This is a genomic window from Trinickia mobilis (assembly GCF_017315705.1).
Lineage (GTDB): Bacteria > Pseudomonadota > Gammaproteobacteria > Burkholderiales > Burkholderiaceae > Trinickia_A > Trinickia_A mobilis.
The window spans coordinates 117522-130739 of the sequence record NZ_JAFLRF010000017.1 but is presented as its reverse complement, the minus strand read 5'-3'; the positions used below and the strand labels follow the sequence as shown (position 1 = coordinate 130739).

The following is a 13218-nucleotide window of genomic DNA, read 5'->3' as shown; positions in this document are numbered from 1 at the left end:
AACGAACGTCGGCTGACACGACAAACGCGCACCGACCATCAAATCTGCATTCGGTGTGCTAAAACTAGCGCTTACGGCCGACCTGCATGCGAGGCAGCGGCGGCTAGCTTGATCCGTAGTGATCCCCGGCGCGTTATCGGAGTCTGCACGATGGGCGAGGGGAGCGGCGCTCCGGCGCGACCGATTCGCCATATGATCAACAGCCGAAAATAACCAAACAGCAAGTCGCTGATTTCGTGAGATATTTTAACGGGGCCGGGTCGCAAGCCCGCATCAGACCAAGAGCAACCTACCGTCGCAAAATGCTTGAAAATCAAGGGTAGGCCAGACAGGAAGTGGCTGATTTGATTGTATATTATATTGGGGTCTTACCGCTGAGCCCCACCAGACATGGGCAGACGTACCCGGGGAAACGGCACGAAAATCACGGGGACTTCAAATAGGGACACAGTGTCGAGGCTCACCATCCAACTGGGAGAGAAACTCGGCGCGTCCTTCGCCGCCGAGGTTGTGATCAGCCTGCGTTTCGATTGTCATGCTTGTGAGAATAGTGATTTCGTGAATTAGGTATTTACCCTGATCCATCATCTTCTTAGACTGTATCCAACGGCTGCATACAAACTTGCTTGCAGCGCCATGCAAAACAATCTCTGGAGGTAGTAATCATGAAATCGCTTATCAAGGCTGTCGCTCTCGCTGTCGTTCTCACCGCTCCCGTGGCTTCGTTCGCCCAAGCGAACCAACCCGTTACACGCGCACAGGTTCGTGCTCAGCTAGTTCAGCTCGAAAAGGCGGGCTATAACCCAAGCCACAGCGGCAGAGACCCGTATTACCCGGAGGACATCCAGGCAGCTGAAGCACGTGTTGCTGCTGAGAATGGCTCGACGAGTGGCGTGGGTGGCGTGATTAGCGGGTCATCGGAATCTGGCGCCCCCGCCGTGTCTGCCGTCACCGGTACGGGTTCGCTTTACTCTCGTCGCTAATCCGTCAGATTGGCGAGCCGTTGGCGACTTACACGGTCGCTAACCTCGCCTACTGAGCGCGCAGCACCCTTTGCGCGCCCCGATTTGCTAAATTGGCCCGCTACGGTGCATTGCGCCGGTGACGGGCCAATTTCGTATTGGGTTCACCGTCCTCTGGGTGATTGGCTCAGACCCCGCACGTCCGCCTCTGAGATTCGGCCGTTTCCGTTGTTTTGATCGGCTGGTCAACTGTAGCAACTGTAGCTGTAGCAATGCCACTTTCCATGGAGTTGCCGGACGCGTGCATGCGATGTAGAACGGGCTGGCACGCGAGGGGGAATCGGATTCCACGATCCGAATAGCGCTCCTAGCCGCATCAGGCGGCAACCATAGTGATCGGCGCGGGGATGTGGCCGATAGTTTCCAGAGCCGCGGCAAGTTTTGTCAGGCTCGGATCGGCGTAGGATTGAAATATCAAGGCAACCCTTTTGTGGTCGGAGAACTGGTATGGGAAAGTTCTGCGTCGTTACCCTGCAAAGGAAATGGGGCAAGGGCGGCTATCCTGTGGCCCCACACATCAGACTGGGAATCGCCGAGTCGGAGTACAGCAAAGCCAAAGGCGTTGCGCCGACGATAAGTCCGGATTTAACGACTGACGCCGAGATCGACGCGCAGATTGAACGTCTCAAGAAGGATTTAGACCGGGTCGGGATTGAGGCAAAGGCGACGCTTCATCGCGAGGAAGCCAGGGTGTTCGCGGCGGTGACGCGCAGCAGATCCGGTGAATGAATGGGGCTTGGTCGTCTACGAGGACCCGTGGGCAGATACTAGCCATCGCTTTGCTTGAGCAGCCGGGATGCTCGAGCGTTGACGAAATCCGGTTACAGAGGTTACATGGCACACGCGAACGTGTAGCTCGAGGCGCCCATGGCGGCCACGAAGATGTGCGCGCGGCGACCAGTCGTCAGCGCCAACGTCGGGCCGGCGAAGTCGACAAACAGCTTCTCACCGGCGCGGTGGATTTGGCGCATCGAGCGCTTCAGACGCTTCGTGAACGCCTTGTAGTGCTCGCAGAACTGCGTATAGCGGTAGGTTTGCCGGTCCGCAAACTCGGCCTGGTACTCCTCCCACAGCAACGTCAGCGTCACGCCCTTGCGGCGCAGCTCTTGATGGATGCGCCCGTTGTCATCTTCCGGCACATAGGAGCCAATCGACTTCCGGCATAAAGGAACCGGGACGTTTTCGGCATAAAGGAGCCACTTCGTTTCCGGCATATAGGAGCCAGCCGGTTCCCGGCATATAGGAGCCAGCCGGTTCCCGGCATATAGGAGCCAGCCGGTTCCCGGCATATAGGAGCCAGGGAAGGAAACGGGCATCTCGGAACTTGCTGCTCATTGGCTGCTTAACTTGTGGGGCGTGATCCCCCAGGGAGGCAGCGATGGGCCGACGGAGAATCGAGATGCACCAATATCGACAGGTTCTCGTGCGCATGCGCCACGGGGACTCCGACCGCGAACTGGCGCGCTGTCGCTACATGGGGCGACGCAAGCTCGCGGCACTGCGTGAGTTAGCCGAACAACGCGGCTGGTTCAAGCCCGATACGCCGTTACCGGATGACGCCGAGATCGCCGCGGCACTGGGGCCGCCGCAGAAGGCTGCGTCCACCGTCTCGGGCCTCGAAGTACACCGCGTGTTGATTGCATCGTGGCTCGAGCAGAACGTGCCCGGCACCGCGATTCTGGCTGCGTTACGGCGTGAGCATGGCTACACCGGCAGCTATTCGTCGGTGTATCGCATGATCGTTTCGATCAACGCGGACCGTCCGCCGGAAGCCACTGTGCCACTAAGCTTCGCGCCCGGCGAAGCGGCGCAAGTGGATTTCGGTGCCGGCCCGATGCTGCCCGATGCCGACGGCGTGTTCACGCGCACGTGGGCGTTCGTGATGACGCTCGCCTTCTCGCGACATCAGTACGTCGAGTTCGTCTGGGACCAGACCGTAGCGACTTGGCTCGGTTGCCACCGTCGCGCTTTCGAATGGTTCGGCGCCGTGCCCTCGCGCGTGATCATCGATTTTGTTGCCGGCAACAAAATCGAACAGGATCTCGCGAGGCACGCCGCCGAGCGTCTCGAATAAAGCGTGATGACAGGCAATCAGCGTTTCGGCCTTCTCGTTGGTTGCAAAGCGCGCCCAGCGCCAACGGCTAAAACCCAACGTGGCAGTGAACGCATACAGCGAATCGGCGCCGCGACGGAATACGACGAAGTCACATTGCATCTGTCGCCCCGGCTCGGTCTCGAAACGCACGACCGGATCGGGTGCCGGCGCCGGTTTGTGCGCGTTCATGAAAGCCTGGACGCTGCGCAATTGGCCTTCGTAGCCCAGCGCACGCAGTTCACGCAGCAGTGCAGGAGCGGCAATCGCGTCCGGGGCTGCCGCTTGCATTCCCTCGAGGATGTACGCCTGAAACGGGTCGAGTTTGGTCGGCCTCGGCTCACGCTGTTTGTAGCGGGGCACATCCTCTGACGCCGAATAACGCGTCACGGTGTTACGGGATACGCCCAGCCGCCGCGCGATCTCTCGCAACGACAACCCTTGGGCCTTGAGCACATGGATTTGCATCGCGAGACATCCGATATACGAACGCCGCGTCAGACGACGACCTTTCGCCGCGAATGATCGAGTCGCGGACTGTGGCGGGGGTTGGTAAGTTTTTTCTGTCGACGCTTTAGTGATGCTTCTTCGTACAACTGACACCGGTGAAACGCCACCCTTCCGGTCAGCGAGCGGGATTTCGAGGCTAAATTTAGGCAACAAGCGGTGAGAAATCCAATAGGAAATATGAATTCCGTTATAAACGTGGTGAATATACGTTGTCGACATTTGACGAATAGGCGATAACGACGCAAAAATTCATTTCGTATTTTGAAATAATCAACAACCTCGCCCCTGCTGGTACTCGAGCGCTAGCCGAGCACCTCGACGGCGTGCGTTTCTTGGCAGCAGGGAGCGTTAAAAATTGTGCTTCCAGTCAAAGTTATAGCGACGCATTCTCCCATCGCAATCTTCGAATTTTCTCCATTATTTGTAACGGGGTCATCATGCATAATTTAATTACAAATTCAATACTCAGCTGCATTGTCACACTGGGACTCTGCAGCGTGATCGCTCAGGCAGATGAGAGCAACACCCTTCCACCGCCACCTACGGTCGACTCTCCTTATCTATCGCCGTGGCTTAATCAGAATTTTTACTACATTACCCAATTTCATAGTTACTATGGAAGCAAGCCTAACAACTCATCGTATCTAGAATATGAATCCTACGGGAATAAAGGTCCATTTGAAATATACCAGTATACGGACATCCCCAAAATCCTCAACTATGGCAGTGCTAGTAGTCACGGAATTTGGGATGGTGGCTCCTATTTTTTTACCGAACAAGAACCAAATCTATCACTGAGCAAGCTAACCGGAAAAGATCTATCTCTCGGACGGATCAAGGATTGGTACATCGCGGCAGACTGGACCTACGATGCCGGCCAGAATGGAATTAATACCAGATCGCTCAATCTGTTTAACGGCGTCGGAGTTAAAATCGATACAGATACACCTCTGAAACTTCAGATCAACGCATTTGCTCGCTACCTAGGCGACAATTACGGACTACCCAACTCCCATCGATGGGATGGTTACAGAATTCAGGGTGTTTATTCGGCTCCTCTATATACCTTCTCCAATGGAGACAAGTTGACATTTGGCGGATACACGGACTATACGTTTGGATCGAACCTGAGAGAACTGACCGACAATAGCATCAAGCACACAAATGACGAACTTGTGGTTGCAAGCAATGTATCCTATAGAACGAAGCGATTTATAATAGGTTATACATCAAAGTATTTCCATCACGGCGGTCAAAATAGTGCATCAAACGGATTTGGCCATTACATTAAGATCGCCCTGCGATTCTGAAATTCCCAGCCGCGCCTTGCAGCGACAACGCCACTTTCCGACGGTGGCAAGTCGCCATTTGACCAACGCGATTGAACGCGGCGATGTAGCAGCGTCAATCGGGGGCGAGTTTTCGTATATGACAACGACAACGGCAAACTCACCACAATTAAAAATAATGGATTTGCCACCCGCAATCATGGCACTCTGGGCCAAAAGCGGCGATCCACACGGCCATCCTCTTCTGCTGTATATGCTTGATGTCGCCGCAGTGACTGAGAGTCTGCTGGGCCGCGAGCCCCGCGGCACCCTTGCGTGGGCCGCTGTAAATTTCGGCATTGAGTTGGTGCACGCCGGGCGCTGGCTTGGTGCTCTGGTCGGCCTTCACGACTTTGGAAAGGCGTCGCCAGGCTTTCAGGTCAAATGGCCATAGGGGGGTGCGGTAGACGAGGAAGCTGCTTTCGTTTTTCTGACGCTGCATTGACGCGAGATCGTCACGATATCGCCACCGCCGCAGTGCTACGCGAGCATCTTCTCAGTCTCGACCTTGGTGCTGCATGGGTACTCGATGCTTTGCAGGCCATTAGCGCCCATCACGGCTTCAATTTTCAAAGTGACAAGGTCAAGTCTAACAAGAAATGTCAACGCCAGATTCAAATGTCCGGGTTCTGGCTAAGTTGAAATGTCCGGTTTGAAGGGGTTCCAGGTTTGTCTTTCACGGGGTTCGCTGCACGCCTCGTTGAAGAACGGTGTGTGAACGAGCAGGGCGCTGACGTCTCATGCGAGGGCTCTTGCAGACCGCCGGCCTGGTTTTGCAGGTTGTAGATTCAACTGCAAGAGCGCGGCATCGACATCGGCCTGCGTAAGCTCGCGTTGTTTCTTCGTACCCGGCAATCTTTCCTTTGCGCGGACGGGTCGACCTTGATTCGTGCGTGACGGGGAGCCGGACGCGCGCCGGTCGTCGCGCTGCGCCTGGATCGCCTGCGCCACCTGCAGCGCGTGACCGAGGCGCTTGTGCTCGATCACCGCCCCCTGGTCGATCTCCGAGAGCCGGTCGTAAGGCACATAGGGCAGGGATGCGCCATCGGCGCGAATCTCAATGCGTCCGTCCGGGTACTCCCACACCTCGAGATAGCGGTGGATCCGCTTGCGGTTCTCTCGCGTGTCCGCAAGCAGATAGATCACGCGGTCATACTGCACCGTGAGCGACTTCGTCACGCGCCGCGGCTCGCGCCAGGTCAGCAGCGTGTCGAGGTCCTCATCGTCGCGCAGCGGCCGGTGCGCGTTGTAGTCACTCCGCGGCGGCTTGGCGAAACGCGCGTTATAGCTGGCGACGAAGGCGGGCGCATACGCGTTGGCCGCCTCGACCGTACTGATGCCGCGCAGCCGCAACTCCTTCACGAGGCGATCCTGCAAGGTCAGGTGCGCGCGCTCCACGCGGCCCTTGGCCGAGCTGCTGTTGGCGCACCACGTGTCGATGTTCAGCTCGTACATCGCCCGCCCGAAGTGCGTCACGCCCTTGCCCGGCGTCGCGGTGTGGCCCTTGCAATGAAACACACTGGCGCGGTCGCTGTAGAACGCCACCGGCTTGCCGTGCTGTTCCAGATACGCACGCGTCACTTCAAAGTAGCTGAAGGTCGACTCGCTCGCCGTGAAATGCAGCGCCATGATCCGGCTGGTCGCGTCGTCGACATACACCAGCAGCGTGCAGGCCGGCGCGCGCTCCTCGAACCAGCGGTGGTCGCTGCCGTCGATCTGCACCAGCTCCCCCAGGCACGCGCGCCGCGCGCGCGGCTGATAGACCTTCGGCGGGCGCTGCCGGCGCGGAATCCACAAGCCGGCATCGCGCATCCAGCGCCGCACGGTTTCCTTCGCCAGCCGGATGCCGTGACACTCGGCCAGCTTCTCGCACGCCAGCGTCGGCCCGAAGTCCGCATAGCGCTCACGCACCAGCGCCATCGCGCGGGCGCGCAGGTCGACCGGCAGTTCGCGGTTACTGGGCTGGCCGCGCTTGCCGGAGACAAGCCCAGCCGGCCCGCACGCCTCATAGCGCCGGCACAGCCGGCTGATCTGCCGCTCACACAGATCCAGCCGCTGCGCCGCCTGAACGCAGCGCAGCCGGCCTTCAACGACCGCCTCGATGATCTTGACCCGCTCGAGCTCACGCATGCTTGCCGTGATCAATTCACGTCCGTTCATGTCTGGCCCCTGGCAACGCCACGCGGCAGCATGCGCCAGCTCAGGGGCAGGAATCGGACATTTCTAATGACATTACTAAAAAGCTGTAACACAAAAAATGGCGATAATTTACATTATGTTAAATAATATAGCGCGCTAGACAGTGCCTCACGCGCTTGCTAAAGCTGACGTAGTTGTCCGACCCACACCACAATCCTGCGTTGGGTGAAGCGCTACACGCCGGAGTTCGTTAAACGCTGGGATCGGTTGGCCACGACAGGCGGTCAGTCGTGGCGTGTCGACGAGACCTACGTGAAGATTCGTGGCAAATGGGCCTATCTTTACCGCGCTGTTGACCGAGCGGGAAAGACGATCGATTTTCGCCTCAGCGCCAAGCGCGATGTGCCGGCAGCCAAGGCGTTCTTCGCGAAGGCGATCAGAACTCAGGGACGTGCTCCGGGAACGATCACGCTGGACGGCTACACGGCGTCTCGTCGTGCGGTCCGCGAGCCGAAGACCGACGAGTCGCCACCCAAGCGAACGAAATTGCGATCCTCGAAGTACCTGAACAACCTGATCGAGCAAGATCACCGCCACATCAACTCGCGGGTGAACGTGATGCTCGGATTCAAGCGGTTCCGCAACGCGGCCGTTACCCTCTCCGGCATCGAACTGATGCATCGCATTCGCAAAGGCCAGTTCGATCTCACCAGCGTGCACCTCAAAGATACCACTTCGCCTTCGATTTGGATGACGGTTCTTTCAGCTCGTTGAGATCCCCGAAAAATGGGCGATTTTTCGCCCGCTTACCGAATTTGCACCGCAACCTTGAAGTGTCGCTTTCCATATCGAGTCCTTTTACGTTTTCGTCGACTCACGCATTTCTTGCAGGCCGGAGCCCTTGGGTTCTGTTCAGAACTTATGACGTATACCCACGCGGACAGCGGCCTGCTTTTCGTTCGATGACGGTGTAAGCAAGTTGATCGCAGCCACGGCAGGCACGCCACGCGAGTTAGTTCCTGACGCCTTCTGATAAACCCCAGTCAGATACACGTCCGTTTTCAGCGATAGGAAGTAGTCAGCGCTAGCCTCCAACTGGTTGTACCTCGACCCATCAAGACCGTTGACTGAGCTAACGTTGGTATGCACGTAGCCCACGCCCAGCACCGCCGAAGGCGTCAACTCGTACTTGATGCTCACTTCGGCGTTGTTCAGGATTGCCTGCCCGGAATAGTGCAGCGTCGGTGAGGGATTCGGACCGGAACTGAGATCCCCCAGTCCACTGAACTTGACGTTTGAAAAGTACCCACCGATGGTAGCAGCACCAACCGTGTATGTAGCGAATACCGCAAGGTTCTGATAGGTATGTGCGGAAGCAAAACCGCTAAATATAGGAGACGCTATATTGGCGGTTGCAGGTGATGCGGTCCCGGTCGTGGCATTTCCAAAAAAGCTCACATTCGGATTCCTTACGTTCAGATAGGCAAGGCCAAAAACAAGCGACCCGCCTTCATACCCAAGGCCAGCCGAGTAAATCTGATTCCTGGATACGTCGCCAGCAACGCCTCCTAAACTGTATAACGCGTCGAACTTGAACCCTGCGTAAGTATTGCTCGAATATTTAATCGCATTATTGACTCGAGTAGAATTGTTGAAATTGTCGACGTCGCCCGCGTGGTCAACGATAGCGCCGCCCCAGTCAATCGACAACGATCGTCTGCCGACAAAGTCCACCACTGAATCGTACTGCCGACCCAGCGTCACAGCTCCCAGTGGGCTTGATAAACCGACGTACGCCTGACGTCCAAATAGAAGACCGCCTTGAAGACTCTTTCCTGTACTGGGATCAAAACCGCTCTCGAGTACAAAAATCGATTTTAGACCGCCGCCCAGATCTTCTGTTCCGCGTAACCCCCAGCGACTTGACTGCAAGACACCGCCTTGCAGCAAATATTGTCGGTGGCCAGCCGAGTTCGAGCTAAAAAGCAGGCCGTCGTCGAGAATCCCGTACAGCGTCACAGACGACTGTGCGTGTGCGCCCCCTGCTACTGCTAACGTTCCAAGCGCCCCGATAACAAAAAGCTTCTTCGACATGTTTGTCAACTTTCCTTAGTTAGCTGAAACGTCCGGCCGTTACCGCGATCACGGCGCACGAGGTTTCATTTGTTTCTTCAATACCGCTACGAATTCCCAATACCATTCAGTATGGTCATGTCATATAGGTGATAAACCTCGGGAATTCCGGTTAGCGCGGTCGGATGAATAGATTTGGACTACTACCTAAATCGCGTGTAACAGTGAGGAGATACCGGCAACTGTTCCAGCACGAAATCGCGCAACACGAAAATGGGTGGTCGAGCAGGCATTGCATGTCTCCGGCGCAACGCGATCGGCGCGTCGCTTGTATTTATCTGCGTTGAGATGATCCCACGGCGATAGTTGGCCGCTCGTTGTCGTTTCAGCTGACATACGGGCGAACGCGACTAGCTAGCCGCACTGCATAAGTTCCTCGAAATTCGATACGCAGTCCAATTGCCATTGGAGAGGAACACTATTTCCGTGATGAATGATGTACCTTGACAGCGTCGAAAGGGATGCTGGCGGGGACGACTCATGACGAGACGGCTCACATGAGAACACGACGTGAATTGACTGAGGCAGTCGGCACCCTCGTTCTGACCGGAACGAGAAGCGCGAGATACTGGACGAGTTTGTTCAGGTGACTGGGTATCACCGCAAGCACGCTATCCGTGCGCTGTGCCGCAAGCCTCTGCCTTCAGGGGCGAAGCCCGGTCCGCGGCGACGCTATGACGATGAGGTGCGGGCGCGCTGATCACGCTGTGGGAGGCTGCCGATCGGATCTGCGGCAAAAGACTAAAGGCGCTCATTCCAACGCTGACCGACTCGATGACACGGCATGGTCACCTGACGATATTGAAGGAGGTTCGCCAACGGCTGAACCAGGTCAGCGCCGCCACGGCAGGTTACGTGGACTTGAAGCCACGGAGACCCTTGCCTCCCTTTACGAGGTAAGCTGCAGGGTCTCATGGACGGCACGCGTGAGCTGCTTGTCGAAACGGCTCGTGGCCAACGTGCCGGGCATCTGCTTAGGGAGCCGCCGGCTGTCCCGACTTCACAGATCTGCGAGCGGCTCGGCCTCCCACCGTCGGCTCGTCACCTCGCTAGGTGCTGCCTCCGCTGCGGAAGCAGCAAAAGCGCTGCGATCATGGGTACATGTGTCGCGCAACCCGGACGACAAGTCAGCACTCGCCCACCACACATCTGCTCGCGGCATCAGACCAACGATAGCCGGTTAATAGGGATCGTTGAATCAGCGAGCGCGTTCGCGTCCACCACTTTTGCGTCCTTTATCAACTGCCGCGCCCTCTTAAGGTCACGCGCAGCATTGACCGACGCTGCTGCCACGATGCGCCCTTCTTCCAGTTGGAACAGCGAGAAGCGCTGCATGGAAGGATCGCCTCGCAGCACTTCCTGACGGCCCGGCGCGAACAGCCCCACCATCTGAATATTCATATCGTATTGATCCGACCAGAACCATGGCAGGTCGTCGTAGCGAACCGGTTCGCCCGCCATCGTCCGACCGACCGCGATCCCCTGGTTTTGCGCGTTCGCCCATGACTCCAGCCGCAGCCGATCCTGTTGCCAGGAAAGGGGCAAACTCGCCACGTCACCCGCCGCGAAGATTTCTGGATCGGACGTTGCGCCCGTCTCGTCGACAACAATGCCGTTGTCGACGTGTAGTCCGGCTCTCACCGCCAATTCGACGTCTGGCGCCAGTCCGACGCCGAGCACTACAAGATCGGCCGGCTCGATATCTTGAGCGCCGGTTGCCAGGGTCGCGATTAATTGACCGCCTTCCGCTGCACGGATACTAGACAGCGACGTCCTCGTTATCACCCGGACCCCGTGACCAAGGTGCGCGCCCAAAAGGAAGTCCGACATGAAAGGCGGGAGCGACCGCGCGCACAGCCTTTCGGCGCTTTCCAGTAGCGTTACAGACATGCCGCGTTGCAGCGCGGCAGCCGCCGCCTCAAGCCCAATCCAGCCGCCGCCTACAATGACCGCATGCCCGCCCTCGCGCATCCTGCTGGCGATCGCCGCCGCATCCTCCACAGTACGAAGGGTCAGTACACCTGGAAGGTCGCTGCCTGGAAACACGGGGTGACGCGCCCGGCCACCCGTCGCCAGCGCGAGGCGATCGTACGGATACTGGCTGCCGTCAGCGCACACGACCTTCCGGTTGGGGCGCTCGATCTCGATCACTCGCTTGCCAGCCTCGAATCGGATATCCAGTTTCTCGTAATCCTCCCGTTCAAAGACCGGGGAATAGGCTGCGCCTGTGCCAAGCAAGCCGGCTTTCGACAATGGTGGACGTTCGTAGGGCAAGTGAGGCTCGTCACCGAGCAGCGTCACCGTTCCTTGGAATCCCGCCTCGCGTGCTGACCGCGCGATCCATGCGCCCGCCTGCCCGCCCCCTACTATCACGATATTAGTGGTCATACGCCCGTTCCCCGCGCGATTGGCGCGTTCGTCAATATCCGTTCTCATGCTTTCTCAAGCGACCGGCGCGTGCTTATGTCGATCCGCTTACAGTTCAACAAACACAGCCTCGTCTTCGACGCGAACGCGATGACATGTCAATGCGTTTTTGCATGGCGCACGAGCGGGAGCGCCAGTACGAATATCAAATGCTCCTTCGTGAAGCGGACATTCAATTAGCGCGCCGTCGATGATCAGCCCGTCGGCAAGGCTCGCCTGGCCATGTGTGCACATGTCATCGGTTGCGTAGAAAGCTCCCTCGATGCGATAGAGGCATATCGCACCCTCCTCGACCTCGACGCGCAACGTTTCGCCCTCACCAATCTCATTGAGCGTTGCGACCTGTCTCCATTGCTCAGTCATATCGTTTCTCCGTCGCCCGCCGCACACCTCGACGGGCATCTGCCTCATTTCAAGCCGACATTAATTCAAGGTAGTGATTTTCCATGTGATACAACGCTTCTTCGAGCGGCGACATCGGGCCAGGTGTGAAGAACTTTGAACCCGCCGAGTTCTGCAGCGACTCGACCATCACTGCATCCTCTGCGATGATCTGCTTGACGAACTCCCGATATTTCGCGAGCTCCTCTTCGTAGTTCGGAATATCGAACGCCGCCGGCGGAAACAGCAGATAACAGATGATCCGGGTGGTATCAGGCATCATCGGCCATACGTGCCACATACGGACGCTGTCTGCGCGCATCGACAGATTAAGGTTTGGATAGATGCCGGCCTTACATGCGATGCCCGAGGGCTTATCGGCCGCCCATGGCAGCGTTGGGAAGACCTGTGCCCCGCTCTTCGAGTGCGGCCTCGCTTCATAGCTGGTGTGCCAGCCCCCATCCTTCTCCAACATGAACTTGAGCTGCTCGCCTTTAACGAAGCCCCCGAATGTATTCTGATGGATCACACCAACGTGATAGATGTCGATCAGATTCTCGGTCAGGAATTTCCAGTTGCACTTGACGTCGATTACGACCTTGTCAGCGAGCTTGCATTCGTCTGTTTTGAACCACCACAAGCTGCGCTCGTACGGCTCGATGAAATCATCGAAAGGCATCGGTTCGGCGGAAAAATTAACGAAGACCCACCCACGCCAGATATGGCTATGTACGCGCCGCAGCGACGCCCGCGAAAGATCGACCTCACAGGTCTTCATGCCCGGCGCGGAAACCAGTTTCCCGTCGATGCCGTAAAGCCAGGCGTGATACGGGCAACTGAATTCCTCGCTGTTTCCGCAGCCACTTGCGACTTCCACGCCGCGATGCAGACACTGATTCATATACACGACGATTTCGTCGGCGGACGGACGGGCGACCACAATTGATTCGCCCATCACACTGAACGTGATGTAGTCCCCCGCATTGGCGACTTCCTCTACCCGCGCGACCGAGAGCCAATGCGTCATAAAGATCTTTTCTTTCTCGAGCGCGTAAATGTCGCGCGAGCTATACACCTCGCCGGGCAAATGCCGGGCAAGCGCGAGCTTTTGACGCGTTCTGTCGAACTTTGGCTGAAGGCTGATAATCTGCTCTTTAGCAGTACTCATGAGAGTTTCCTTAAGGCT

10 protein-coding genes and 3 pseudogenes are annotated in these 13218 nt (G+C 57.4%); 6 read left to right on the top strand and 7 right to left on the bottom strand.

Annotated elements, in window-relative coordinates; genetic code table 11:
* The first annotated feature begins 665 nt into the window (after positions 1–665).
* Together J3489_RS22425 and J3489_RS22420 are read left to right on the top strand one after the other, a co-directional pair.
* Entirely contained in the window at positions 666–983 is a 318-nt protein-coding gene (locus tag J3489_RS22425; RefSeq protein WP_207001733.1) for a DUF4148 domain-containing protein, read from the top strand.
* 486 nt (positions 984–1469) lie between these two features.
* Positions 1470–1751, top strand: coding sequence for a hypothetical protein (locus tag J3489_RS22420; protein ID WP_207001731.1), 282 nt, complete (start codon positions 1470–1472; stop codon positions 1749–1751).
* A gap of 107 nt (positions 1752–1858) precedes the next feature.
* Here the strand turns inward: J3489_RS22420 and J3489_RS22415 are convergent.
* Positions 1859–2149: pseudogene (locus J3489_RS22415) on the bottom strand (IS21 family transposase); the annotation flags it as partial.
* 272 nt (positions 2150–2421) lie between these two features.
* On the opposite strand from J3489_RS22415, the gene J3489_RS38615 reads away from it, so the two are divergent.
* Positions 2422–3096, top strand: a complete 675-nt coding sequence (locus J3489_RS38615; RefSeq protein ID WP_374193477.1) for a hypothetical protein — start codon at positions 2422–2424, stop codon at positions 3094–3096.
* Here the strand turns inward: J3489_RS38615 and istA are convergent.
* Positions 3052–3582: pseudogene (gene istA, locus J3489_RS22405) on the bottom strand (IS21 family transposase); the annotation flags it as partial. The gene J3489_RS38615 and the pseudogene istA overlap by 45 nt on opposite strands.
* 539 nt (positions 3583–4121) lie before the next feature.
* On the opposite strand from istA, the gene J3489_RS22400 reads away from it, so the two are divergent.
* Positions 4122–4934: an outer membrane protein OmpK gene (locus tag J3489_RS22400; protein WP_207001729.1), complete on the top strand. Its 813-nt coding sequence runs from the start codon at positions 4122–4124 to the stop codon at positions 4932–4934.
* A 118-nt stretch (positions 4935–5052) separates the two neighbouring features.
* Entirely contained in the window at positions 5053–5346 is a 294-nt protein-coding gene (locus J3489_RS38915) for an HD domain-containing protein (RefSeq protein WP_374193476.1), read from the top strand.
* Between the two features lie 344 nt (positions 5347–5690).
* Here J3489_RS38915 and J3489_RS22390 read toward each other — a convergent pair whose 3' ends face one another.
* Positions 5691–7112: an ISNCY family transposase gene (locus tag J3489_RS22390; protein WP_207001726.1), complete on the bottom strand. Its 1422-nt coding sequence runs from the start codon at positions 7110–7112 to the stop codon at positions 5691–5693.
* A gap of 183 nt (positions 7113–7295) precedes the next feature.
* On the opposite strand from J3489_RS22390, the pseudogene J3489_RS22385 reads away from it, so the two are divergent.
* Positions 7296–7865 (top strand): annotated as a pseudogene (locus J3489_RS22385) (IS6 family transposase); the annotation flags it as partial.
* A gap of 138 nt (positions 7866–8003) precedes the next feature.
* On the opposite strand, the gene J3489_RS22380 reads toward J3489_RS22385, so the two are convergent.
* From J3489_RS22380 to J3489_RS22365, 4 genes are all read right to left on the bottom strand, one after another.
* Positions 8004–9185 carry a porin gene (locus J3489_RS22380; RefSeq protein ID WP_207001724.1) on the bottom strand — a complete coding sequence of 394 codons (1182 nt, stop codon included), beginning with the start codon at positions 9183–9185 and terminating at the stop codon, positions 8004–8006.
* Between the two features lie 1200 nt (positions 9186–10385).
* Positions 10386–11660, bottom strand: coding sequence for an NAD(P)/FAD-dependent oxidoreductase (locus tag J3489_RS22375; RefSeq protein WP_242540203.1), 1275 nt, complete (start codon positions 11658–11660; stop codon positions 10386–10388).
* A 39-nt stretch (positions 11661–11699) separates the two neighbouring features.
* Entirely contained in the window at positions 11700–12014 is a 315-nt protein-coding gene (locus tag J3489_RS22370) for a non-heme iron oxygenase ferredoxin subunit (protein WP_207001722.1), read from the bottom strand.
* Positions 12015–12063: 49 nt separating this feature from the next.
* The gene (locus J3489_RS22365) at positions 12064–13200 is read right to left on the bottom strand and encodes an aromatic ring-hydroxylating oxygenase subunit alpha (RefSeq protein WP_207001720.1); all 1137 of its coding nucleotides are present in this window, start codon (positions 13198–13200) and stop codon (positions 12064–12066) included.
* Positions 13201–13218 lie beyond the last annotated feature (18 nt).

Bases quoted from the DNA above. Each gene is read 5' to 3' on its own strand.
- J3489_RS22420 (WP_207001731.1), top strand. From the start codon at position 1,470: ATGGGAAAGTTCTGCGTCGTTACCCTGCAAAGGAAATGGGGCAAGGGC.
- J3489_RS38615 (WP_374193477.1), top strand. From the start codon at position 2,422: ATGCACCAATATCGACAGGTTCTCGTGCGCATGCGCCACGGGGACTCC.
- J3489_RS22365 (WP_207001720.1), bottom strand. From the start codon at position 13,200: ATGAGTACTGCTAAAGAGCAGATTATCAGCCTTCAGCCAAAGTTCGAC.
- J3489_RS22375 (WP_242540203.1), bottom strand. From the start codon at position 11,660: ATGAGAACGGATATTGACGAACGCGCCAATCGCGCGGGGAACGGGCGT.
- J3489_RS22370 (WP_207001722.1), bottom strand. From the start codon at position 12,014: ATGACTGAGCAATGGAGACAGGTCGCAACGCTCAATGAGATTGGTGAG.
- J3489_RS22390 (WP_207001726.1), bottom strand. From the start codon at position 7,112: ATGAACGGACGTGAATTGATCACGGCAAGCATGCGTGAGCTCGAGCGG.
- J3489_RS22380 (WP_207001724.1), bottom strand. From the start codon at position 9,185: ATGTCGAAGAAGCTTTTTGTTATCGGGGCGCTTGGAACGTTAGCAGTA.
- J3489_RS22425 (WP_207001733.1), top strand. From the start codon at position 666: ATGAAATCGCTTATCAAGGCTGTCGCTCTCGCTGTCGTTCTCACCGCT.
- J3489_RS38915 (WP_374193476.1), top strand. From the start codon at position 5,053: ATGACAACGACAACGGCAAACTCACCACAATTAAAAATAATGGATTTG.